The organism is Vibrio sp. R10-SF1-ISO8, from assembly GCF_059833805.1.
On the sequence record NZ_JCBDHL010000021.1, the window covers coordinates 1,062,800 to 1,087,321 of the forward strand.

The window sequence follows — 24,522 nt, forward strand, 5'->3', positions numbered from 1 at the left end:
CAATGACTCTTAAAGCCCCGAAAGTTCGGGGCTTTTTTTGAATATGAATTTCCAAAATGGACATTAGTCATCAACATAATCTCAATAGTGGACATAGAGGATATTAGTTAGAATCCTTATAAATAATAAGGGAAATAATTATGTCTGATATTAACAACGCATTTCAGCAACGTGTAACCAATATCGTTACCGACGCCAAGCTCTCTCCAAAACAGAAAAACCAATTTTTAGCCCTAGAAGCGGAGGCAAGTCTTCCCTATATGAAGGTTTCTATAGATGTTTCAAAAGCGATGGAAGAGGGCGTAATTTGTGACATGTTTGAAGGCCATGCCCCTTTCAAACCTCGCTATGTTTTACCTGACTATGCAAAGTTCCTTAAGCAAGGCTCAGATTACCTAGAGCTAGAACCCGCGACTGATTTTGATGATGCGTTGAATTTACTGACGATCATCTATCACCATGTCCCTTCTGTCACAAACATCCCTGTTTATCTAGGTCAACTCGATGATGTGTTACTGCCATATGTAGGCAATTTAAGTGAAGCCGAGGTTTACACTAAGCTTAAACGTTTTTGGATCATGCTTGACAGAACGCTGCCTGATGCCTTTATGCATGTGAACATTGGGCCTACCGACAATGTCATTTGCCGAACAATTTTACAAGTCGACGCTGAGTTAAAGCAGATCGCTCCGAACTTAACCTTTATGTACGATGCGAACGTCACCCCAGACGATCTACTCAAACAAGCGACGACCAATATCTGTGAGTGTAGCAAACCTCATATTGCTAATTATCCGATGCATGCAGCCGCTTATGGTGAAAAGAAATTCGGCATTGTTAGTTGCTACAATTCTCTGCCTCTTGCTGGTGGGTCGAATACCTTAGTGCGAATGAACCTAAAAGAAGTCGCATTACGTTCCAAAGACAGAACAGATTTTCTAGATTATGTCTTGCCATCCTATAGTGAATTAATGATTCAGCTTATGGATGCGCGAAGCAGCCACCTGCACGAGAAATCGAACTTTTTCAAAGGCTTCTTAACCACTGAGGGCTTGGTTGAAGAGAATCGATTTGCGCCTATGTATGGCATTTATGGTATGGCTGAAGCGGTCAATATCTTGCTCGATAAAGAAGGCACCAATGAAAAATACGGGCATAGCCATCAGGCAAATGGGCTAGCGTTAGCGATTTCTGAAAAGCTCGCTCATCTTGTCGATAGTAGCCCAGTGAAACATGGCTTAGAGGGCAAGGCACTGCTTCATGCTCAGGGCGGGATCAGCTTGGATGAAGATGTGACACCTGGTGTTCGTATCCCTTATGGCACCGAGCCAGATCCTGTGTCTTATGTTCAAGCAACGGCTGAGCAGCACAAATATTACACCTCTGGCATCAGTGATATTTTGACCATTGATGAAACGGTAAAATCCAACCCGGAAGCGATGTTCAATTTGTGTAAAGGCGCTTTGAAGCAAGGTTATAGGGAGTTTACCGCGAACGTTGCGTCTAATGATTTAGTCCGTGTCACGGGTTACATGATTAAGCTTTCTGATATCAACAAGTTTGCCGAGGAAGGCTCACGTAAAAACACCACTTTCTTGGGAGCTGAGGCGGCGAAGAACACTGGAATACTAGACCGTTCACCTCGCGTGGTCAGCATGGAAACAGAGCCAGTTTACAAGTAGTAGGGCACAGCAGTGAATGAGAAGTCAGCGTTAGTTAGCCGCATTCTTAATTTCTCTTGTGTTGATGGGCCGGGCAATCGCCTGGTCATCTTCCTACAGGGGTGTAACTTCGATTGCTTAAATTGCCATAACCCACATACGATCAATCATTGTAATCACTGTGGCGATTGTGTTGATTTATGTCCTACGCAAGCATTAGCTATGACTGATAACAAAGTGGTTTGGGATGAAGGGCTTTGCACTCACTGCGATAAATGTATAGATATCTGTTGTCACAAATCGAGCCCCAAGATTAAGCGTTACAATGTCACTGAAATCTTGGGTATCATCCGCAGACAACACTTCTTCATTTCAGGCATCACGGTTTCGGGTGGAGAAGCCACTCTCCAGTTTCCGTTTATCATAGCGTTATTTAGTGCCATCAAAGCAGACAGAGAACTAGGACATCTAACCTGTTTCATTGATAGTAACGGCTATTTACCGATTCATGCTTGGGAAAAAGTTATACCTGTTCTTGACGGTGTTATGCTCGATTTAAAGTCGTGGCAGAGTGAAACGCATCAGTGGTTAACCAGAAGAGACAATCATAGAGTAATAGATTCGATTCGCTACCTAGCAAGCGCCAAGAAACTGCATGAGCTAAGGCTGTTACACATCCCTGGTAAAAGCGATCTGGACAGTGAAATAGATGAGGTTGTTAAATTGATTCGCTCACTGCCGGCCGACGTGATAGTTCGGCTTAATGCGTTTCAGCATCATGGGGTGAGTGGGCAAGCACTAGAGTGGGCAAAATGTAGCGAAGATGAGATGAATCGGTTTCGTTCACTTATTGCAGATAAAATTGTCCAACCGATACTTACCCCAGCTATTTATACCTAATCAGCGGTAATTAATTGCTGATGGAGCCAGTGTAGCGCTGGGTTGTTTAAGCTTGCTTGGTTCCACACTAAGCTATAGGCAACCTCACCATACTCAAAAGGAAGAGGTTTAGAAACTAAGCCTTTCGCTTGCGCTGCGTTTTCAGCCCACATTTTAGAGCAGGTCAGTAAGTGTTGTGAATGGTGGCACATGATCGCGGCAGCGCCGAAATCCGCGACTGACATAGCCACCTTACGGGCGCCGTACTTTTGTGTCAGGTTTTGCTCGAAGTAGGGCTCAGCGAGATCTTTGTCCAAAATACCGATATGCTGATACGAGAGGTATCCGGGTATATCCAACTCACTCTTTGCGAGTGGGTGTAGTTCTGACATCAAGCACACCATCTCATCTGAATGAATCTGTTTCCACATTAGCTCTCGGCTCCGAGTCGGCGGTTGGCTAATATCATGCGGTAAGATCATAAAATCGACTTGCCCGCGCACCAAGGCATCAAAACTTAACTGCTCTTTCGCATAAACATTGATAGCTCTTGCTTTGGCGAGCTGGTTTATGATGAGCGCGATTTTTGACGCGAACAGTTCAAAGGTACTTTCGCGCATAGAGAGAGAAATCGTCCCCTCAAATTCCGCTGGTTTGAAAGCACCTTGGTGCAAAATACCATTCATGCTCGACAATATTTTATGAACTTCAGAACCAATACTAAGCGCAAATGGCGTTGGAATTAATTGGCCTCCCTCACGGTAGAACAGCTCATCTTTAAGTTGATCACGCAGCTGGTTGAGAGTCTTACTCACACTCGACGGGGTAACGCATAGAACCTTGGCGGCATTGGTGACGCTATGAGTACTAAGAAGGACATGTAACACGGTAAGGTGTTTAAGGCTGATTCGAGAAAGGGCTAGGTAATCCATAACTATTTAATTCAGTAGGAATACTAATGTTATACCCGCTGTCGAGAAGATTGGAAATAGCAGATTAACCATTTTATCTATTTGGTTGCGAGAGTCAGATGACATTAGATTAAAGTGTAATCATAAACTAGACTTTACTATGAGTTCCAAGCTGGGGATGGTCAGTGATGAAGCAACGTATTGGCAAGCAGAATGGGCTTGTGACGATATTTTTCACGGTAGCTTCAGCGGTTCTAATTGGGTTTATAGGATTAGCCGTTGATTCAGGTTTTGCCTATGGAGACTTCAGACAAGCCCAAATAGCAGCGGATGCTGGCGCCATTTCTGCTGCATTTGAAAAATATCATGGTCATAGCAGCAGTGACATTCAAAAATATGGTACTTCAGAAGTACAGGCTCATGGTTTTGAAAACGGCGTCAATGGTGTTTCAATATCTGTCAACAGCCCTCCTTCATCCGGACCTTATGCTGGAGATAGCGATTTTGTCGAGGTTGTCATCACAAAGGATGTGTCTACTTTCTTCCTAAAGTTTATTGGTTTTGACAGTTTCAACTATTCAGCTAGGGCGGTTGCTAATGGAGTGATTTCGTCCAGTGCTTGTGTCTACGCGCTAGGTGACGATCATGAAAAAGCTTTCCATGTTTCAAGTGGCTCTACTCTCAGCGCAAATTGTGGCGCGCATGCGAACTCTGAAGATAGCAAGGGCCTTTATGTCGATAGTGGTTCTACATTGGAAACATCCAAAGTTGATGTTGTTGGAGGAGCCTATGAGAGTGGCAGTACGATAGATCCATCCGCTAATGAAGGTGCTGATGCAATTTCAGACCCTCTTAGCTCCCTTGCCGCCCCAGCTGTTGCATATGGTGGTTGTGATTATAGTGGAAACAGTAAGGGTGGTGGGTTGTATGAACGTTATGAGATTGATTCACAAACTCGAACCATTAACCCAGGCTCTTATTGCGGAGGTCTTTTTATCAAGGGTTCAGCTGACGTAACTATGAGCCCCGGAACATACATAATGCAAGGAGGGGGGCTCGTTGTTGATGGTAGTGACGCTAAGTTGGAGGGAGATGGGGTCTTTATATATAACACTTGCGCCAAGATGGCTTGTAGCAACTATGGCAGCAGCTATAGCGAAGAAGAGTTTCACCCTTTGGATGTAAAATCTTCAGGAACCTTAAATCTATCTGCTTGTAGTCAAGCAAGCACTACAGCGTGTGAGAGCGGTGTAGAAGACGAGTATGAAGACATTTTTTGGTACACCGACAGAGATGCACCGGAAACGTCCGGCCCGCAACAAGACCCTGTTAATAAGCTTAACAGTAGTGCTAGCGCACAGTTGGCAGGGACTTTCTATGCGGGCAATCAGTACTTGGAAATATCAAGTAACACGGATGTGGCGGCAACAAATGGTGTATTCATAACCAGATATATACAAGTAGCAAGTGATTCTTCTCTTGTTATAACCCATAACTCGAGTGCACCAAGTGGACTAAGTTCAGGTCCTTATGTTCGAATTTCGCTTGTTGAGTGAAAAGGAGATCAAGCAATGAAACGCATTAACAACCAACTTGGACTCGCTGCCGTTGAACTGACAATACTCACTCCGTTCATTATGTTGCTCCTTTATATCGCTGTCGACTTCGGTAGAGTCATGTCCGAAGTTATTGTGACCAATAGTTCTGCCAATGCAGCCGCTGGATATGGCTCGATACACAGCACCGATATTGATGAAGCAATAGATTCCGCGGGCATGTTAGCGATTGCCTCAAAAGATGCGCAAGGTTTATCCATGAATACCGGTGAATCTTCTCGCGTAGACGTAACTTCTGTTAGAGTTTGTCGCTGCTACGACTCAGACGCAGTTTCTTTGCCTGAACCAACAGAGAGCGCATGTTCCGAAAGCTGCCCTGAAAACAAAGAAGTGTACATACAAACAACGGTTTCACGAAACTTTAAAACCTTCAGCGGCCATGATGCGATGCCTGGGACCGTCACTTTGAATAGGTCTGCGAGGTACAGAGTGGAATGAAGCGCTTCAGTAGATATTCAAGTACGCAAAAAGGGATGACAATTGTTGAATTCACCCTAGTGTCGGTACTTTTTATGTTTATGATTTTCTCTATTATAGAGGGGGCTAGGTATGTGTATTCAAATGGCGCTTTGTCTCACTTAGCTAGAGAGGGAGCCCGTTATGCTGCAGTAAGAGGCAGCCAGGCTGTTAAAGATCCTCTAAGGTCTAGTGATGCTCCAGCAACTGAGTCGACTATTTCTGCCTTTGTTCAGTCACGTTCACCGATAAACAATGTGACCACTTCAGTGGTTTGGTCTCCGGATAACTCACCTGGCAGTGAGGTCGATGTCACCGTCTCCCACGAATTTTCTTCATTTATTACTTTGTTTAACGACTTGACTATATCTAGCACGGCTTCAAGCACGATATACTTTTGATAAAATAATGCCCCAACCAGTGGTTAGGGCATTAATTCGATTGCGTTTGGAGCTAGTCAACCAAACCGTAATCACGACTAAGGATATCTATGATTTCCTGTTTTGGATTGTCGCTTAGCTCAATCTCAGCGCCTGTTATTTTCTCAGCAATGCCGAGGTAAGTCTTAGAAATATCCATCAAGGCTTCTAGAGGTAGTTCATTGTCACGCGCTAATGCTTCACGCTCATCCATACGCTCTTTGTTAAGCAGAATGTCTGGATCAGGGAAGTGGTTAAGCAAGAACTGACGGAAGCCTTCTTTCGAGTTCTCTACGATATTTCCTGCATCGTATTCGCGCTCATCCCAAATGCGTGATGAATCTGGAGTGCCCACTTCATCCATGTAGATCAGCTTTTCGTTACCTGCTGCATCGTTGACGTAGCCAAATTCAAATTTGGTATCAACAAAGATTTGCTCGATTTCTGCAAGAGCGTTGCTAATGACAACAAAGCCTTCGCGTAGCAGTTTTTCATATTGAGCGATATCATCTGCTTTAGAGAAGTTGAACGCTTCGAAGTTATCAACGATGTTTTGGCGAGTAATGTTGACGTCATCCGCTTCAGGCACGCCCGGAATGCCTTTTAAAATGCCTTTCGTTGAAGGTGTCATCAGCAGCTCTGGCAACGCTTTATCCTTTTCTAGCCCTTCTGGTAACTCAATACCACAGAACTCACGTTCGCCTTTCTCATAAGAGCGCCACATTGAGCCAGTAATGTACTGGCGGCAGATCGCTTCAATCATAATTGGTTTCGCTTTTTGAACGATCCAAACGAAAGGGTGGGGAATATCAAGGATGTGGCTGTCTGCCAAACCGTTGTCTTTGAACAGCTTAAACCAGTGGTTGGAAATCGCATTGAGTGCCGCGCCTTTTCCAGGAACCCCTTTTAAGCCGCCTTCAGCATGCCAGATACAGTCAAACGCTGAGATACGGTCACTGATTACCATGATAGCAAGAGGCGCATCAGGGGCAACGTCATAACCTTTTTCTTGGATAAGACGCTTGCTGTCTTCTTCAGTTAGCCAGTAAACAGAGCGAACTTTTCCACTGTGGACGGGTTTATCGGTACGAATTGGAAGATCATCGTTAACAGCTAGAACTTGATCAGCGAGACTCATTTTGACATTCCTATACTTTAGCAAGGTGGTGAAATTATCCACGCAGATAATTTATTTGCTTCGCATAATACCAGAACTATTTTGTGCTGCCAGAGAAAAAGCAAACGTTTGCTTTGTTTTTTTCTATATGGCGAAAAACAGCTCAATAGGGTGCAAAAAAGAAAAAGCCCCACACAAGGTAGGGCAAAAAGACAGTGAATTTGTTGAGCTTGTTAGTGATACTGGTTAACTCTGCCCTCAACGAAAAAGACTTCACACTGGAATTGGATAGCATGGTTGCGGAGTAAGCTTTGCTCAACCATAGGAATATTGTTTGATGCAACAACAGCACTCGCATTACCTGATTCAATCGCTTTCTTAACAATTTCAAACTCAGACTGTTTTTGAGAAGCTTTCATCTGGATAATTTTCTTACAGCTCACACTGAAGGCAGCGAACTGCTCATAGTCAGGGCGAGGACATTCAGCAGTAAATAAGATCCATTGTTTCTGGCCAGAAAGACCAGCTAGGCGACTTAACGTATCGTTATCGATGTTCATTGGCGCTGTAGGTTGAGCCAAAACATTGTATTTAGAGAACGTGTGAGTTTGAGTATGTGCCTGAATCATAGTTACTGTTCCTTTGTACATGCTGTATGGTTATACAGTAGTTTTTATTGGCTGTGTTGGCAAGCATTTTTGTGCAGCATTTAAACAGAGTTAGAACGATGTGAGTTCGGTGTGTTATTTAAAGTGTTGATATATAAAATAAATATAAAGTTGTTGGGTGCGAGAGAGATTTGACAAATAATTCATAAATAGTGATGCAGGTCACTATGGCTTATACAGTGTTATACAGTAGTACTGGATAACACTGTATGTCAGAACGTCAGTAGCGTTATAAGAATCGCTCGGGGAAGTCGCTAAAAATCGCGTCTAGGTTAGGGAGGTGTTTCAGTGAATTTGGGTTGTTGACGGTGTAGCTCCATACCTGATATCCGTCATGCTTGAGTTGTTCAATCTGCTGCTTGTTAGCCCTGTGATAGTTGATGTTGCAACTAAACGCATCGACTTCTTTAAGGAGAGTTTTGGTTTTCTTGTCGAGACGATTACACAACACACCGAGTCTATATTGCGGGAGCAATTGGTTAAGTTGACGTATAACTGCATGACTAAAACTCGAAAGCACTACATCGCAAGGATCAACATTATTTTTGGCTAATTGCGCTTTGAGTAACTCACACACCTTTTGAACATCATGGCGGTCTACTTTTATCTCAAGGTTGAGTTTTAAGTTGTGTGTTTTAGCCAGAGTGAGAAGTTCTTCTAGAGTGAGAAGCGTCTGGTTGGCAAACTCTGCATTAAACCAAGCACCAAAATCATATTCTTTCAGTTGCTTCAGAGTCAGTTTATCGATACGACCGGAACCGTCACTGCATCTATTAATTGTATGATCGTGACAGATAACAAGTTGGTCGTCCTTTGTGGGCTGCACGTCTACCTCAACCCAATCGAGCCCGAGGTTAATGGCCGCTTCTATACTGACTTTAGTATTTTCAGGGTAGCGACCAGCGACTCCGCGATGTCCAACAATAATCATATTTTCTCCTCAATGATGGAAAGAGAACAGATTACTCCTTCGCTGAAATTTTGGATAGATAATTCATAGCCATTACAGCCTAAATCTGACACTATCAGTCGGATATTAATAATAAAATAGATAGGTCGTTCGACCTTAGAGAGATGTAAATTGAACGCTGAAAGTAAAGCTGCCTGGATTCTGTTCTTCACCACTGCACTCGCTGGTTTAGGCTGGATCTTCTCCAAAGAAGCAATACAAGGTCTTCCCCCATTTGGTTTTGTTGGGTTGCGCTTTGTTGTGGCTTCTATTTGCTTGTTACCACTGTGCTATAAGCGCTTTAGGGACTTAACAACCCAATTGCTACTTCAAGCCATAGGAGGAGGTAGCATTCTGGCGTTAGCGCTACTGACTTGGGTTTATGCAATTTCTATCAGTGAGACGCTCGGTGAAGGGGCATTTATTGTCAGCCTTTCGATGATCATTGTGCCAATCATTGCATGGGTACTTTACAAAGAAAGACCGAAAAGAGCCTTTTGGGTTTCGATGCCGATTGCTATCGCTGGCTTAGCAATGCTGTCATTAACGGATGGGTGGAAAAGCTCAGCAGGGCAATTGTGGTTTCTTGCCAATGCCTGTCTTCTTGCGCTTCACTTCAATGTGAACAGCAAGCTCGCGCAGAAAATGCCTGTTTTGATGCTGACTTGCATTCAACTGTTTGTAACCGGAGTTCTAGCACTGGTTGCTTCGTCATTATTTGAGACGATACCTGAAAGTGTTGAAGCGTCTATTTGGGGTTGGTTTGCTCTTAGCGCACTGCTAGCTACGAGTCTTAGGTACGTGATGCAAACTCTAGGGCAAAAGGGATGTAACCCAGCCAACGCTGCGCTCATTATGCTTTTGGAACCAATCTGGACGGTTATCCTGAGTATTCTCTGGTATGGAGAACAGCTTTCACGCAACAAGTTAATTGGATGCAGCTTAATTCTGCTTGCTCTGATCTTCTACCGAACTGATGGTCGACTGTTTAAAGGAAGAAACTAGGGTCTGTTGACCTTTTGAGCTGATTTTTGCAGCAGTTTGTGGGTTCTTTATACAAGGCAGAGGCTTTGAGATGTAGTTAACCTACTTGATAAGCCGATAACGCAGTAGAAAGGAGCCACAAACGCTGCCCGAAGGGTTCGAGCTGGGCGCCCCCGCAAAAACCGTTTTACTCTTTGTTGAGAGGTGTTTTGCTTAGAATGACTAGGCCACAAACAACTAGCCGTCCGCCACTCGCCGCGATTAAAACGCTTTTATCTCGAACAAAATTTAACCGCAAAAGGTCAACAGACCCTAATCATTATCTAATCTGTAGTCGTAAATTCTGTTATTTATTTTTAGCATAAAATTATATTGGAATAATTGATGTAATTGTTAGTACAATCCACAGTTAAGAGGTAACGAATACAGGGAAAGTTAAATGAAAATCGGTGTAATTGGAGCAGGTTCAGTCGGGGTTGGGGTGTGTAATTACCTCCTGACACTGGGTAGCATTAGTGAATTGGTGCTGCTTGATAAAGACTTGCAACGAGCAGAAGGAGAGGTGTTTGACTTCAGGCACACCTCAGCACTGACGTTTTCAAAAAATACTCATCTAGTACCCACCGATGATTACCTAACGCTGATTGGTGCCGACATCGTGGTTGTTACTGCGGGTGCTCAAATCAAGCAAGGTCAAACTCGTATCGATCTGGCAGAAATCAATAGCCGCATCGGTGTTGATATTGCAAAACAAGTTGAACGAGTGGCCCCTAACGCCACACTGATTGTTGTCAGTAACCCTTGTGACTTAGTCGCCCACTTTATTGCCACCAATACCAGCTTTCCGCGCTCAAAAGTCATCAGTAGTGGCTGTGTGATTGATACGGCGCGCCTTATGAGTATTGTCGCTAGCCGTGTCAATCTGGATCCTAAGAACGTGTTTGGTTATGTGTTAGGGGAGCATGGTAGTCATTGCTTTACGCCTAAGAGCTTAATATCCATCGCTGGGCAGCCGGCCGATTTCTATTGTGATACTCACCATATCGAGCGAATTTGTGCCGATGAGTTACTTGAGTCGGTAAAACAAGCGGGCTACGAGATCTTTAAGCGCAAGCAAAATACCACCCACGGTATTGCCGCAAGTGTTTTCCGTATTATCCAATCGATTATGATTGATGAGCGCTCAGTGCTACCTGTTGCTACTTTGCTAGATGGAGAGTATGGATTGAAAGATGTCGTGCTCAGCGTACCTACCGTGGTAGGGAAAAACGGCGCGGAGACGATTCTTATCCACCCATTTACTCAGCAAGAGATGGAAGAGCTATCAAATATCGCGATTGAAGTGAATAAGGTCGTGAAGCAAGTAGCAGATAAGACGGGTCTTGCCATGCACAAAAATTAGGCTGCCGATGCTATAAACCTAATCTTGCGGGTGGTGTTAAATCCACCGGTTTTTAATCCTATTGAATTAGATCTTCTGACGTTTAGTTCAGTACAAGTCTTCAAAGTTCACAGTTTAGAGTGTTTACTCTGTCATTTGCTGTAAAGCTTGTTACATTGAAATGTAAATGATTTGTTAATTGGTTTGCGTCATGAAAATTCACGCTCTAGATGGGTATATTCAAAAAATCTTCCTCGCCGAATATACAGACAAGCTAATGCTTCTCGACGGAGCGTCTAGAGCAGATATCTCCTATATTAAAAAGTTCATCACTCATGAACTTCAAAGGCCTTTCACTGATTTGACAACGGTTGTGGTAACGCACATGCATCCAGACCATGCTGGTGCTGCACACAAACTACGCGAGATAACAGGGTGTACGATCGTCTCCGCGAAAAGGGATAAAGATTGGTATTCAGGTATCGACGGCTTCTTGATGCACTTAACGGATATTGCTTTGGCTCGCTGGGTCGCCAATAGAAAGCGTAAACCAAAGCGTAATTTATGGTATTCGAGAAAGCTTAATGCAGATGTAGAGCTTCGAGATGGGGAAGCGATTCCCAATTTTGAAGACTGGAAAGTATTAGAAACGCCAGGACATACGGATAGAGATCTCTCGCTGCACAACGTTGAACGCGACATCCTTTACGTCGCTGACCTAATGGTTGAAGTGAAGCAACGACTGATTTCACCCTTTCCCATTTTCCATCCGAACAAATACAAAGCGTCGTTAAAGCGCGTTTATAATCTAAACCCCAAAGTGCTTTTGGTGGCACACGGTGGGCAAGTCGAGCTGAACGAACAGGTCTATCAACATTTAGTCGATACCGCACCTAGAACACCTTCGACTCACTGGCGAGCGACTAAGGTCAAACTTAAAAGTCTTACGGGAGCAGTCTGGCGATTGGGCGTTTCAAAACGTAAATAGCACCCACCAGAACCAATATCTGAACATCTACTTATGCTAGTTGGTATAAAGACGTTTAAGAACATTATCTAGCAACAGGACATTGTGTTGTTTTAGGGTTCAGATTAGAATGCGAACTCTTTTCAATTGTACTGTTGTTCTCATGTCGCGAATTTTAGTTGTTGATGATGATATCGAGTTGTGTGGATTACTTGCAGATGTACTTATCACAGAAGGGTACAGCGTAGAGTGTGTACACTGTGGTGAAACCGCACTTAAATACATCGAGAAAAAACCGGTCGATTTGGTGTTACTCGATGTCATGCTGCCCAAACTTAATGGTATGCAGGTGGCACGTAAAATATGCCAACGTTTTGCTACGCCAATTCTTATGCTTACAGCGCTTAATGATGAAGAATCCATGTTGGATGGGTATCAGTCGGGTGCGGATCAGTACATCGGCAAACCGTTCAAAGTACCTGAACTTCTAACTCGCATTAAAGCGATCTTCCGTCGGGTAGGATTAGAAAAGCAGCGGCAAAGTCAAAGCATTGATGTTTCTGGGCCCGCTTCAAAAGTGTCTAACCTGCCACTGACAAGTACTGAAGCCGACTTGCTCAATTATTTGATCAGCCGCGAAAGCATTGTGGTTTCGAAAGCGGAGTTACAAATCGAAGTGCTCAAAAAAGAGTTAAGCCCGTTTGATCGTAACCTCGATATGCACATCAGCAATCTAAGACGTAAGTTTGTTGAAGCGGGTTTATCAAAACAGCATATCAAAACGGTAAGAGGCAAAGGTTACAGCTTTGTCGAAAGTGCAGGGTAGCCAAATGATTTGGCCGCCTCGTTTCCAAAGCCTTGCGAAGAGAAAAGATTCGCTTGTTTTTCAGTTGTTCAGCTATATGTCTGGTGTGATCATTTCGATATTGGTTGTGCAGGCCGTAGCGGAGCAAGCTTTAGTCAAAACCATGCTTAAAGTACCGCTGGAAGTAAAGCAAGACATCCAGAGTCTAGCGCACCAAGCGAATGTGCTTATAGAAGATGGCGATATGGATGAGTTGGCGGATTGGGCGAACGCACAGCCGTATTATCTGTTTGTACTCAACCCACAAAACAAGCCACTGTCTCATCGTCAGATGCATCCTCACTTTGAATTTAAATTGAGGTTTCTCAGAGAGATTGATGAGTTACTTGACGACAGAGTCAATAAGCCATTAATTGGTGTCCGCTTGGACAAAGGCAATACGCTGGTTGTTCAGCTACCAAGTCAATTGCATCCCGCGCATAGATTCATTGTTTACTTTGCAGTGAGCAAGGTGATTATTGTCATCGCTATATTGTTTTTATTCTCTCTGATCTTTGCGCGAAAGTTGCAGATGCCACTCGATCGCCTTCGAGAAGCGAGTCGACGCCTGGCTTCAGGTGATTTTAAAGTAAAGGTTGTTGAAGAGTTGAACTCTAACACGCGTGAGTTTAACGATCTGGCTCATGACTTTGACGACATGACTAAGGAAATTCACGCATTGGCTGAGAGGCAGCGTCGCCTCATTCGTGATGTCTCCCATGAGTTAAGAACCCCTTTGGCAAGGCAAAATCTTGCGCTGCATCTACTGCGTTCTAAAGCGAGTGAAAATGAGCTTCCGTTAGTTGAAAGGTTAGAAAAGGAAGTCGATGAAATGGACGCTCTGGTTGGTGAGATTCTAGAGTATAGCCGCTTAGAGAACTCCCGCTATGAGGCTGATGCCAATCCCGTTTGTTTGGAAAGTCTAACATCTACTCAAATTGAGCAGAGCCGATTGCAACTCAAGAAAGGGCAGAGCATATGCCTGTCGATGGGTTCGACAATCCCAGTCGTGATGACAGACGAACGATTGGTAATGCGATGCCTCAGTAACTTACTTTCAAATTCGATCAAGTATGCTGGCGAAGATGCACAGATTGAAATTTCTATTTACGAGCTACGTAACTATTCCAAAAATTCAGTGTGTATCGAAGTCGCTGACGACGGCCCCGGAATAGCGCAAGCTCAATTGGAAGATATCTTCCGACCATTCACGCGACTTGAGTCCGCAAGGGATAAAAAGAGTGGGGGATATGGCTTAGGCCTTGCGATCGTCAAAGAGTCAATGAAACTACTTGGAGGGGAAGTGAGAGCATCAAACCGTAAAGAGAAGGGATTAAGGGTTCAGTTGACACTGCCTATTTAGCTCTACATTTTTGATTCTTGAGGAAGCGAACATCATAGGTGTTCGTTTTTTTTGTGGTTTAAGAATGATAACAATTGTTTACGAATGCAAAGATTGTAAATTTAATGCAAATGATATTGGTTATCACTTATATTTCGCTTCGTTATAAATAACTCAACAGGGCAAGTTAGCTCTGCACGAAATATTCGGAGAAAAATATGTTCACAAAGAGCCAGTTAGCACTCGTCATCGGTGCTGTATTAGCTGCTCCAGCAGTGGTTGCTGAAAGTGTTGAAACTGACGAACACATGGTGGTTGAAGGCCGTGACTATGGCTACAAAGCTGACACAAACTCAACAGCGATGCGTATGGAAGCTTCACAATTGGAAACTCCAGGACAGATTACTGTTCTTGACGAGCAACTTATTGACGAGCAACGTGCTAGCACTCTTGGTGAAGTACTAAAGAATGATGCAAGTGTCAGTGCTGGTGGTACGGGCCGAAATCGTGAGCGTTTCTCACTACGAGGTTTCGAAGTACAAAGCTCATCTGGTTTTCTTCGTGACGGACATCAACACTGGTCGCATTATCGTCAGCCTGTTGAACTACTAGAACGCGTAGAAGTGGTTAAAGGGCCTTCAGGTCTACTTTATGGTGTTTCTGCACCGGGTGGCTTGATCAATATGGTCTCAAAAAAGCCAACTTACGACACTAAAGTAAATGTTAGCCAAGATGTAGGCTCAAATGACCGTTCACGTACAATGGTCGATGTAAGCGGTTCGCTCAATGATGATCAAACATTAAGAGCACGCACGGTTGTTTCCAAAGAGAGTTATAACTCATGGAGAACCTACGGTGATGGCTCTAAGCCTCAAACTGAACGTTTAGTTGCGGGTCTGTTTGTAGATTATGACGTCAATGAGGATGTGACGGTTTCATTCCACTACGATAAGACCAACGATAATGGCAGTGTTGATTCAGGAGCACTTTATACATTAGATGGCCAGCGTGTAGGTAGTGAAGAACATATCTGGGATGCGCAGTGGTCAAAAATTGAAAATGATGTAGAAAACGTTGGTTTCAACGTTAATGCCAACCTGACGGATGCTTGGGCGATAAAGAGTGGCTTTAACTACCAAGATTTTGAACGTACCGATGTTGAAAGCTATCCGGATTTTTCTACATTAGATTCTAACGGTACGGTAAAGCATGGTGGTAGCAACCGTCATGATAAGTGGCGCTTTAGAACTGCATATGTAGATTTTGTAGGTAATCTAGAGTTAGCTGGCATGAATCACCAACTATTGTTTGGCTCTAATTGGCTAGGATACAGTTACGATCGCTATCAAAGAAGCTTCAACAGCCAAAATGTTGCTCCTGGTGAGTCTGTTGGCGTACCAACATTCAGCAGTGGTGACCCTAAAATTAGCCACTCGAGCTACGATACTTGGGGATTCTATGCTCAAGATATGGTAACGCTTAGCGAGCAATGGCAGGTACTTGCTGGGTTACGTTTTGACCGTAAGGTAGCTAACGGTGTTGCTGAAGAAAACGTATCGCCTAAGCTTGGCATCATTTTCCATCCAGCCGACAATGGCAGCATTTATGCTTCATACTCAGAAAGCTTTGAGCCGCAGGGCACAGTTTCAAGTGGAAGCAGGACGTACACCAATGATGGGGCATTGCTTGATGCTGCTTTGGGTAAATCCTATGAATTGGGTACCAAATGGGAGCTATTAGACAGTCGTTTGTTCGTATCGGGTGCTGTGTTCGACATTACCAAAGATAATATCAGTATGGATGTTGAAGATGCTGCATCTGGAAACTGGACGAAGACGCAAAACGGTAAACAAGTGCACCGTGGTGTGGAGCTAACAGCCCAAGGGTTTGTGACAGACAAGTTGTCTCTTACGGGCTCGACGATGTACTTAGATGCAAAAATTGAAAACCATGAAAACTACGCAGGTAACCGTCCTGTTGATGTGCCAGAATTTGCTGCAAGTGTATGGTCAAATTACGCCGCAACTAATCAAGTCGATCTAAATGTAGGTGTGATTTATGAAGGCTCTCGCTACGGTGATGACGCGAATACATTTAAGAAAGACGGTTACACCCGTGTAGACATGGGTGTGGCATACACTCACAAGTACGATGAAAACCTAGATATGATTGCGCGCTTAACGGTTGCAAATGTGTTCGATACTGAATACTTAGGTGGCGGTGGTTCTACATCTTCAAAGCACAACTACGCAGAAGACGTAGTGATTGGTGAAGGCCGCAACTACATGGCGACGTTACAAATCAAATACTAATAACAAGAGTCATAAACTGACTTGAGTTTTAATAGGGGAGAGGCATAGCCTTTCCCCTATTTTTGTATAAAGTGTAAGGACAATTGCAATTTTACCCAATCGCGGTACTATGTCGCGAGTGAAAATGAGAGTGTTTCTCAATCGTATATCGCATCAGTGAATAATAGACGTTATGAATTTATTTAAAACTAGCTTGGCGCTCATCCTTGCTACGTCAACATCGAATACCTTGGCGAATAGCCTTGACTCCGCTCAATCTATCCAGAGTAAAACCAATGCGGCTTCTGCCTCAAGTCAAAAACGTATCGACGCCAGTGCAGAAAAGACGTTGACCCTAAAAGCTGAAATTGAACAGCTTGAAGAAGAAGTGAAAAATCTAAAAGTGTATCGCGATCACCTGAATGCTTTGGTTTCAAGCCAAGAGCAAGAGGTAGCTAGTTTAGATAGCCAGATAGAAGAGATTAAGTCTACACGTCAAGGTATTGTTCCGCTGATGTATCAAATGGTCGACGGTCTAAAACAGATCGTTGCTGATGATGTCCCCATCAAATTGGATCAACGTCAAGAGCGAATCGCTAAGCTTGAGTCTATGATGACCAGAGCGGATGTGAGTGATGCGGAAAAGTATCGTCGTATCTTAGAGGCTTATCAAATCGAGCTAGATTACGGTACTAAACTTGGTTTGTATCAAGGTCAAATCACCGTTAATGCTGAGAGCAGAGAAGCGGATGTGCTTTACTTAGGTCGTATTTCGTTAGTTGCACGTAGCTTAAATGGCAGCAAATTTTGGTCTTGGGATCAAAAATCCAGTCAATGGTTAGATATTGATTCTTCGCTTAAATCAGATCTAGATAAAGCGTTTAGCATTGCGGCGAAACAAACAGCACCAAGCCTAATTACTCTTCCTATTTCTTTAAAAGTGGCGGAGGCAAAATAATGAAACGCACACTGATTGCCTCTTTAATTGCATTTACCGCTCTATCGTTTAACAGCATTGCAGCTGATTTAGCTTCTCCGGCTAAAGCTGACGCGAAGGTTCAAAAGCAACACAATATTCAACGCGAATCAGGTTTTAAGCAAACCGAGCGTGAACTGGCAGCACTAAAAGCGCAACTGGTTCAACAAAGAGAAACGTTACAGAAAGCAAACGATCGACTTGCTGCCCAGTTTAGCCAGAACGAAGACACGTTAGCTAGACTCGAAGAAAAGCTTCGCCTCGAAACGGGAAGCCTAGGTGAGGTGTTTGGTGTAGTTCGCCAGCATGCAAAGGAACTTGAAACTGAGCTTTCTCATTCAGTAACCGGCGCGGGTGCTCAAACCCATTCTGATACTATTAAAGACATTGTTGCTGCAACCAAGCTACCTTCTATGCCGCAATTAACAGGTTTATGGTCAGCGCTAGAAGAACAAATTAAAGCGACGGGTCAGGTACAGCCGACTCAAGTTAAATTTGTCGACGGTGAAGGCCTTTCTCACGATGTGACAGCGCAACGCCTTGGTGCTTTCGGTTTAGTTGGCGAGCAAGGCTATCTAAATTGGAACGGTGCTAAACAAGACGCTACGGCTTACATTAAACAGCCAGAAAACGGGCCGACGACATCGTCTTTGACGGGCTTATTAGCTGGTGAGCGCACCAACCTTATTGTTGATCCTTCGCGTGGCATTATGCTTGAACAACTAGCGTTGACTCCTAGCTTAATGGACAGACTCCAAGCTGGTGGTGTCGTTGGTAAAGTCATTCTGGGCCTGCTTGTTATTGGTCTAATTATTTCATTGGTTAGAGGTGTTAGCCTTTCGGTAGCACGCCAAAAGATTCGCAAGCAACTGAAAATGCCTCAAACGCCAACGGATAACCCACTTGGTCGTGTACTAGCTGTTTATAGTAAAGAAAAGAATCAGACCGTTGAAGCATTGGAACTGCGTCTTCTTGAAGCTGTGGTTGATGAGCAAGCAGGGCTAGAAAAAGGTCTCTCTATGCTTAAGTTATTGGCAGCGCTTGCGCCTATGCTAGGTCTTTTGGGCACGGTAACCGGGATGATTGAAACATTCCAAGTGATCACCCAGTTCGGTAACGGCGATCCTAAAGTGATGGCGGGTGGTATTTCTATGGCACTTGTGACAACGGTCTTAGGACTTATCGCTGCGATGCCATTGTTACTTGCTCACAATATTTTGAGCTCTCAAGCGGAAAGCATCCGCAACATTCTAGAGAAACAAGGTATTGCGCTTGTTGCTGAGCAAGCGGAGAAAGAGACGTTAATCAGCGACAACAGCTTGGAGAATGCGGCGTAATGGAAGCGATATTCGCTCTATTTCCTGAGGTGATTGCCACCAGTAATTGGATGACTTCGTTGCAATACTTTATGCAACAAGGTGGTCAGGTGCTTTGGTGGCTATCCGGTGTGGTGTTGGTTTGCTGGTTGCTAATCATTGAGCGCATCGTCTTTCTGTGGTTTCAATTTCCTAAACAACGTAACCAGTGGGTAGACGCTTGGAAGCAGCGCAGTGATCAGCACTCTTGGTATGCACGTTCGATCCGCGAAGGTTGGTTATCGGAAGCGCACTCGCTACTAAACCAGAATCTCAATGTGATTAAAGTGCTGGTGGCGATCTGCCCAATGCTTGGTCTGCTAGGCACGGTGACAGGCATGATTTCAGTATTTGATGTAATGGCGAATCAAGGCAGTAGCGATCCGAAACTGATGGCATCGGGTATTTCACTGGCGACCTTGCCGACTATGGCGGGTATGGTTGCTGCACTTACTGGCATGTTCTTCCACGCGCGATTAGTCAAAGTATGCCAAATGAAAGAAATTAAATTGGAAAAATCTTTAAGGAGTCAACGATGAGACTCGGTCGACGCCACCATAAACAAGATGAAGCTCAGGTAGACCTGACTTCAATGCTTGATATTGTATTTATTATGTTGATCTTCTTCATCGTGACGAGCTCATTTGTTCGTGAATCTGGTGTAGAAGTAAACAGGCCAACAGCTTCAAATGTGGTGAGTCAAAAGGAAGCAGGTATTTTCGTTGCGATAACCTCTGCAAATGATATCTATATCGACAAACGAATGGTTGATGTTGAGCGGGTTGAAGCAACGTTAGAGCACCTAATGCTCGATAAACCCGATGCTTCCTTGGTTATTCAAGCGGACGAACACGCCTATAGCGGTACGGTTGTTAAGGTGATGGATGCGGCAAAAGGGGCTGGGGTGAAGAATATAGCTTTGGCTGCGGAGAAGATCTAGTGGGTCGATTGCTCATTGCCACACCAATTGCGTTATCGTGCGTTGTGGCTATTTTCAGCTTGATGGCGTGGATGGTCGATATTAGCCACCGCCGTGCGCCTGAACCGAGTGAAGCACTAAGTTTCAATATGGTGATGGTAGAAAACGAACAAGACGTTCAAAGGCGTCAACGCTCTGTACCTGAGCAGCCTCAAGCTCCAGAAGTGCCAGAGCAGATGCCAACGTCACAGGCGAATACTCAGCTAACTCAAGTGTCGCCTATCGCTCAACCAATGCTAGGCTTAGATACGGCGGTAGATGGATTGGCTATTAGCGCTCCTACGTTCGGTGACTTCGGTGTCAATCAACAGGCGATGCCATTGTATCGTGTTGAACCTCGCTATCCGACAAAGGCGTTAAAACGTGGTGCCGAAGGGTATGTCGTGATGAAATTTACCATCGATCCAGCAGGTAAACCGATTGATGTCGAAGTGGTGGAAGCCAACCCTAAGCGTATGTTTGAACGTGAAGCAATCCGGGCACTGAAAAAATGGAAGTACCAACCAAAAGTGGTGGATGGGGGAGCCATTTCTCAGCTTGGTCAAACCGTAAGATTGGAGTTTAAGATAGCGAAATGATTAAACGATTATTGTTAGTTCCTCTTATATTGGCTTCCAGTACTTCGTTTGCACAAGAGCTTAGTCAATATACCGCGACCAGGGTACAAAAGGCGCACGAACTTGCACAAGAAGAGCAGGTGAAACAAGCCATTACCATGCTGAGTGAGATAGACACCTCCCGTGAATACGATAAGGCTTTTGTTGCTCGTATGCTGGGTGTGTTTTATTGGCAAGACGGCAAGCCTAAACAGGCGATCAAGCATTTAGAAAAAGCAGTAACCGGTGGCCTTCTGCAAGATGAACAAGGTTGGATTACTGAGCGAATGCTAGCTGATCTTTATCTGAACGAACAGCAGTTTGAGCGAGCTTTAAAGCACTATTATGTGCTGCAAAAGACAGTACCCACCACGCAGAAAGCTGATGATATTTGGCTTCGTATCGCGCAGTCTCATTATCAGCTAGAGCAATGGTCAAAAGTTATCCCTGCTGCTAATGAGTACCTGAAGGTAAGTAAAGAAAGCCCGCTTCAGCCTTTATCATTAAAGCTCGGTGCCCAGCTGCAACTTAAAAAATGGAAGCAGGCGATTCCGACTTTGGAGCTGCTTATTGCTTTGCAACCTGACAAAATCAATTGGTGGCGACAGCTTGTTGGCTTGCAGTTAAGGATAGGCAAAGACCGTGATGCGTTAGACACTTTGTCTTTGGCTAAGCTAAACAAGCTCGATTTAAGTCAAAGTGATCGCCGCATGCTCGCTCAGCTATATGCCAAACGTGGTGTGCCAGAACGCGCAGCCATTGAGATTAGTCAGCTTGATGGTGCCGACACAGACGTACAGCTGCTTTCTGAGCAAGCTACGTATTGGCAGTTGGCCAAAGAGTGGGATAAAGCTCTAGGTATCTGGAAGTTAGCCGCTAAGCAAGACTCTAAATATCATTGGAACGTAGCCCAACTGATGGTTCAGCAAGGATACTACCAACCTGCGCTGAGCGTTTTATCAAAAGTTAAGGGTAGGAAGGCGGATGTTGCTCTTGCCAAAACTCGCGCGTTTTACAAATTGGATCAACTAGAGAAAGCCTTAATCGAAGCTAAACATGCCAATAATGTTGAACCCTCATCTCAAGCAAAGAGTTGGATTAAGTATTTAACACAATTACGACAATCGAAAAACCAGACGACTAGCTAACGAAAAAGAGGGAAGCAGATGTGCTTCCCTCTTGGTTTTACATAAAGCAGAACTATTTGATGCCTGAGCATATATATTCAGCACGCCACAAAAGTCTTTTTGTTTCTTTCATGTTGGTCAGTAACTCTTGACCAGACATTTGCGGGAATGCGTGTAAAACCATTACATCCTCGCTTTCTTCAGACTTTTGGTAAGCCCGCACGTGCGTAAACGTACTCGATAGGTTATTTGACAGCATACCCTTTGACAAACAAATACCAAAAACGTCCCGTTTCATCGTCTTTCCCTCTGACAAGTGAGCCGTCATAATTATGGTTGAATAGTTATGTTGTCTTTGACGGCCGATTTAAACGTCCCTACACATTTTTGTGTGCTCAATAATTATACGAGACTTGTGAGTAGTTAGTATAAAAAATGTTCTAAAACTCATGTGATCCAAATCAACTATTCCACTGGTTTTATATGTGAAATACCTAATTAGATCTAAAAGTAATCGATTAAAGAATAAGCGGTGCTCGCCTAATAACCGATAGGAATAAATTACCTCTGTAAGCTTCACAAATTACTCAACAACCAATCGTTGTCATGTTAGACGAATGTTATTCTGCAAATGCACAAAGGAGAATGTATGAAATGGAGCAGTATCAGCTTTCGTAAGAGAATGCTGATTATCATGACACTATCAGGTTTGATCGAGCTGTTAATTCTTGTCGCGGCAGGATTTATCTATATTAAGCAAGCTCAGGAAGACGAAATGGGGCATCAAGCTCTAGGTGTCGCTTCATTTCTGGCCAAATCACCCTATGTCATTAGTGCTATTGAGAATGGCGTTGATAGTGAGAGTCAGCAACGTTATCGTAGTTTGACTAACCTAATTGGCGCGGCCTTCATTGTTATTGGTGACAAGGATGGTATTCGCCTTGTTCACCCACTCGACGAACGTATTGGGAAGCCAATGAAAGGTGGCGACAATGATCGTGCGCTCGTGGGTGGAGAAGCCTATATATCAGTTGCAGAAGGCTCACTTGGTTATTCTGTTCGTGGTAAAACGGCTGTATTCAATGAACAGGGCGAAATTATTGGCGTTGTCTCTGTCGGATATTTGATTGATCGCCTGCAAGATCGTATCGAACCTTTTATTATTTTCCTCGTCCTGATGGCTTTTATTGTCGTTGGTGCCAATGCAATTGTGTCTAGCTATGCGTCACGCCGTTTTCAGAAAGCTATTCTAGGCTTTGAACCAGAAGAGATAGGGCGATTATACGTTGAACTGGATGTAACATTAGAAACCCTTAAGGAAGGAATTATCACTATTGATGATCAAGGGAAGTTACGTTCAATTAACCGAAGTGCATGCCAAATACTTAATCTAAACAAAGAGCAAAGTATCAACCGACCATTGAGTGAGATTTTGCCTGACAGTGACTTACACACTGTGATTCAAACTGCGCGTACTGATCACGATATCAACCTCTATTTAAATAAGCAGCGATTAATTGCCAACCGAAGCCCAATTATTGTCGATGGCAAAGTCGTGGGCGCTGTTTCAAGTTTCCGCCGCCGCGATGATTTAACCGAGCTGACTGAACAGCTAGCGAAAACCAAAGAATATGCCGAAATGCTGCGTTCGCAGACCCATGAACATCGCAATAAACTCAATACCATCAGTGGTATGGTGCAAATGGGCGAACTGGAAGCCGTACAGTATTTAATTGGCCAAGAAACCGCACATTACCAAGCTTTAATTGAGTTCTTAAGAGAAACAATCAAAGAGCCGCTGATTGCAGGCATGCTATTAGGTAAGACTGAACGAGCGCGCGAGCTTGGCTTACAGCTTGTAGTTGAAGAGGGATCGCGCCTTGAGCCCTTGCCACAACGCATTAACCCTGAAGATTTAGTCACAATTTTAGGTAACTTGATAGATAACGCTTTTGATGCGACACGAGATGCGATTACACGAGATCCTCTGTTTCCTGCTGATCGGAGACTGATTGAAGTTTCAATCAGTGATTATGGCAACGAAGTGATATTGGAAGTGGTTGATCAAGGTTGCGGCTTACCTGGCAACGTCAGTGTAGACTCGTTAGTAGAGCGCGGCGTATCGAGTAAAGACTCGTCAACTCGTGGCGTCGGCCTGTATTTAACCAATCAACTCGCCTCCCGTTATCACGGCGAGCTTGAGATGATGAATAACAAAAACTATGGAGCAAGGATGACAGTATATCTACCTAAGGATGAGCAGATATGACGACAGTAACTCGAGTGATGATCATTGAAGATGATCTTGCTATCGCCCAATTACATCAACGCTACCTTGAACAAATCGGTGGTTACGAAGTGATAGGTATCGCGACGACGAAACTTGAGGCAAACCTGCAGTTAGACATTCTTCAGCCTGATTTACTGTTATTAGATGTTTACCTGCCTGATGGTACCGGTCTAGAAATACTCCAAGATTTACGAACCAAGAATCTCAGTTGTGACGTCATTTTGATCACCGCCGCGAGGGATGTCGATACCTTACAACAAGCAATGCGTGGTGGGGTGGTTGACTACTTACTCAAGCCAGTTGTCTTTCCGAGACTAGAAGCAGCATTAAAAAAATATGTACTACAAAAGCATCAACTAAACCATGCAAACGATCTCGATCAGAGTATTGTAGATAAAATGCTTCAAGCGGCGAACACCAATGACTCACCGAAAAATCGATTACCTAAAGGCATAGATGGTGTGACATTAGAGAAAATTAAAGCGCTATTTGTTGATAATCAGCATATGACGGCGGATGAGGCCGGGGAACAAATTGGTGCAAGTCGCACTACCGCCCGACGTTACTTGGAATATCTTATCAGCACGGGTGAGCTTGAAGCCGACTTAAATTATGGAACTGTGGGTCGCCCGGAAAGGACCTATCGAAAATCTAGTAACTAAACTGTCAGCTGTTCTAGACGTAATTGTGATTGACCTCTACATTTGTTTATAG

Annotated in this window: 24 protein-coding genes; 19 read left to right on the top strand and 5 right to left on the bottom strand. The window is 44.0% G+C overall.

Annotated features, from left to right (window positions below; all coding sequences use genetic code 11):
- Positions 1–140: 140 nt before the first annotated feature.
- Both AC6R00_RS22900 and AC6R00_RS22905 read left to right on the top strand, forming a co-directional pair.
- Complete coding sequence (locus AC6R00_RS22900) at positions 141–1,682, top strand: YjjI family glycine radical enzyme (protein WP_500642072.1); 1,542 nt, start codon at positions 141–143, stop codon at positions 1,680–1,682.
- 12 nt (positions 1,683–1,694) lie between these two features.
- Positions 1,695–2,561, top strand: coding sequence for a YjjW family glycine radical enzyme activase (locus tag AC6R00_RS22905; protein WP_500642073.1), 867 nt, complete (start codon positions 1,695–1,697; stop codon positions 2,559–2,561).
- On the opposite strand, the gene AC6R00_RS22910 is transcribed toward AC6R00_RS22905, so the two are convergent.
- Positions 2,558–3,472 (bottom strand): LysR family transcriptional regulator, encoded by a 915-nt coding sequence (locus AC6R00_RS22910; RefSeq protein WP_500642074.1) that lies wholly within the window; start codon positions 3,470–3,472, stop codon positions 2,558–2,560. The two genes, AC6R00_RS22905 and AC6R00_RS22910, sit on opposite strands and share 4 nt — an antisense overlap.
- A 167-nt stretch (positions 3,473–3,639) precedes the next feature.
- Between AC6R00_RS22910 and AC6R00_RS22915 the strand changes: the two genes are divergently transcribed.
- From AC6R00_RS22915 to AC6R00_RS22925, 3 genes are read left to right on the top strand one after another with little or no spacing between them, the layout of a single operon-like run.
- The gene (locus tag AC6R00_RS22915) at positions 3,640–5,007 is read left to right on the top strand and encodes a TadG family pilus assembly protein (protein ID WP_500642075.1); all 1,368 of its coding nucleotides are present in this window, start codon (positions 3,640–3,642) and stop codon (positions 5,005–5,007) included.
- A gap of 15 nt (positions 5,008–5,022) precedes the next feature.
- Positions 5,023–5,505, top strand: a complete 483-nt coding sequence (locus AC6R00_RS22920; protein ID WP_500642076.1) for a TadE family protein — start codon at positions 5,023–5,025, stop codon at positions 5,503–5,505.
- 35 nt (positions 5,506–5,540) lie between these two features.
- Entirely contained in the window at positions 5,541–5,924 is a 384-nt protein-coding gene (locus AC6R00_RS22925) for a TadE family protein (protein ID WP_500642077.1), read from the top strand.
- Positions 5,925–5,976: 52 nt separating this feature from the next.
- Here the strand turns inward: AC6R00_RS22925 and AC6R00_RS22930 are convergent, their stop codons facing one another.
- The 3 genes from AC6R00_RS22930 to AC6R00_RS22940 form a co-directional block, all read right to left on the bottom strand.
- Positions 5,977–7,080, bottom strand: a complete 1,104-nt coding sequence (locus tag AC6R00_RS22930) for a phosphoribosylaminoimidazolesuccinocarboxamide synthase (protein ID WP_500642078.1) — start codon at positions 7,078–7,080, stop codon at positions 5,977–5,979.
- Between the two features lie 212 nt (positions 7,081–7,292).
- Positions 7,293–7,688, bottom strand: coding sequence for a hypothetical protein (locus AC6R00_RS22935; protein WP_004742824.1), 396 nt, complete (start codon positions 7,686–7,688; stop codon positions 7,293–7,295).
- A gap of 268 nt (positions 7,689–7,956) precedes the next feature.
- Positions 7,957–8,658, bottom strand: a complete 702-nt coding sequence (locus AC6R00_RS22940) for a glycerophosphodiester phosphodiesterase family protein (protein ID WP_500642079.1) — start codon at positions 8,656–8,658, stop codon at positions 7,957–7,959.
- A gap of 150 nt (positions 8,659–8,808) precedes the next feature.
- Between AC6R00_RS22940 and AC6R00_RS22945 the strand changes: the two genes are divergently transcribed.
- The 12 genes from AC6R00_RS22945 (at position 8,809) to AC6R00_RS23000 (ending at position 21,539) form a co-directional block, all read left to right on the top strand.
- Entirely contained in the window at positions 8,809–9,681 is an 873-nt protein-coding gene (locus AC6R00_RS22945; RefSeq protein WP_171801666.1) for a DMT family transporter, read from the top strand.
- A gap of 418 nt (positions 9,682–10,099) precedes the next feature.
- A complete protein-coding gene (locus AC6R00_RS22950; RefSeq protein ID WP_500642080.1) occupies positions 10,100–11,062 on the top strand; it encodes a lactate/malate family dehydrogenase in 963 nt (320 codons plus the stop codon).
- 190 nt (positions 11,063–11,252) lie between these two features.
- On the top strand, positions 11,253–12,029 hold the full coding sequence (locus tag AC6R00_RS22955; protein WP_500642081.1) for an MBL fold metallo-hydrolase: 777 nt from the start codon (positions 11,253–11,255) through the stop codon (positions 12,027–12,029).
- Positions 12,030–12,171: 142 nt separating this feature from the next.
- On the top strand, positions 12,172–12,834 hold the full coding sequence (locus tag AC6R00_RS22960; protein WP_500642082.1) for a response regulator transcription factor: 663 nt from the start codon (positions 12,172–12,174) through the stop codon (positions 12,832–12,834).
- A gap of 4 nt (positions 12,835–12,838) precedes the next feature.
- Positions 12,839–14,215 (top strand): ATP-binding protein, encoded by a 1,377-nt coding sequence (locus AC6R00_RS22965; RefSeq protein WP_500642083.1) that lies wholly within the window; start codon positions 12,839–12,841, stop codon positions 14,213–14,215.
- Positions 14,216–14,412: 197 nt separating this feature from the next.
- Positions 14,413–16,506: a TonB-dependent siderophore receptor gene (locus AC6R00_RS22970; protein WP_500642084.1), complete on the top strand. Its 2,094-nt coding sequence runs from the start codon at positions 14,413–14,415 to the stop codon at positions 16,504–16,506.
- Between the two features lie 172 nt (positions 16,507–16,678).
- Positions 16,679–17,443, top strand: coding sequence for a DUF3450 domain-containing protein (locus tag AC6R00_RS22975; protein WP_500642085.1), 765 nt, complete (start codon positions 16,679–16,681; stop codon positions 17,441–17,443).
- Positions 17,443–18,798: a MotA/TolQ/ExbB proton channel family protein gene (locus AC6R00_RS22980; RefSeq protein ID WP_500642086.1), complete on the top strand. Its 1,356-nt coding sequence runs from the start codon at positions 17,443–17,445 to the stop codon at positions 18,796–18,798. Before AC6R00_RS22975 ends, AC6R00_RS22980 begins: the two co-directional genes overlap by 1 nt.
- Complete coding sequence (locus AC6R00_RS22985) at positions 18,798–19,355, top strand: MotA/TolQ/ExbB proton channel family protein (RefSeq protein WP_500642087.1); 558 nt, start codon at positions 18,798–18,800, stop codon at positions 19,353–19,355. The genes AC6R00_RS22980 and AC6R00_RS22985 overlap by 1 nt, the downstream gene beginning before the upstream one ends.
- Positions 19,352–19,756, top strand: coding sequence for an ExbD/TolR family protein (locus tag AC6R00_RS22990; protein ID WP_500642088.1), 405 nt, complete (start codon positions 19,352–19,354; stop codon positions 19,754–19,756). Before AC6R00_RS22985 ends, AC6R00_RS22990 begins: the two co-directional genes overlap by 4 nt.
- Complete coding sequence (locus AC6R00_RS22995) at positions 19,756–20,373, top strand: energy transducer TonB (RefSeq protein WP_500642089.1); 618 nt, start codon at positions 19,756–19,758, stop codon at positions 20,371–20,373. Before AC6R00_RS22990 ends, AC6R00_RS22995 begins: the two co-directional genes overlap by 1 nt.
- A complete protein-coding gene (locus tag AC6R00_RS23000) occupies positions 20,370–21,539 on the top strand; it encodes a tetratricopeptide repeat protein (RefSeq protein WP_500642090.1) in 1,170 nt (389 codons plus the stop codon). Before AC6R00_RS22995 ends, AC6R00_RS23000 begins: the two co-directional genes overlap by 4 nt.
- Positions 21,540–21,591: 52 nt before the next feature.
- On the opposite strand, the gene AC6R00_RS23005 is transcribed toward AC6R00_RS23000, so the two are convergent.
- The gene (locus AC6R00_RS23005; protein WP_500642091.1) at positions 21,592–21,816 is read right to left on the bottom strand and encodes a hypothetical protein; all 225 of its coding nucleotides are present in this window, start codon (positions 21,814–21,816) and stop codon (positions 21,592–21,594) included.
- A gap of 351 nt (positions 21,817–22,167) precedes the next feature.
- Between AC6R00_RS23005 and AC6R00_RS23010 the strand changes: the two genes are divergently transcribed.
- Together AC6R00_RS23010 and AC6R00_RS23015 are read left to right on the top strand one after the other, a co-directional pair.
- Positions 22,168–23,787 carry an ATP-binding protein gene (locus AC6R00_RS23010; protein WP_500642092.1) on the top strand — a complete coding sequence of 540 codons (1,620 nt, stop codon included), beginning with the start codon at positions 22,168–22,170 and terminating at the stop codon, positions 23,785–23,787.
- Positions 23,784–24,470, top strand: a complete 687-nt coding sequence (locus AC6R00_RS23015; protein WP_500642093.1) for a response regulator — start codon at positions 23,784–23,786, stop codon at positions 24,468–24,470. Before AC6R00_RS23010 ends, AC6R00_RS23015 begins: the two co-directional genes overlap by 4 nt.
- Positions 24,471–24,522: the final 52 nt, after the last annotated feature.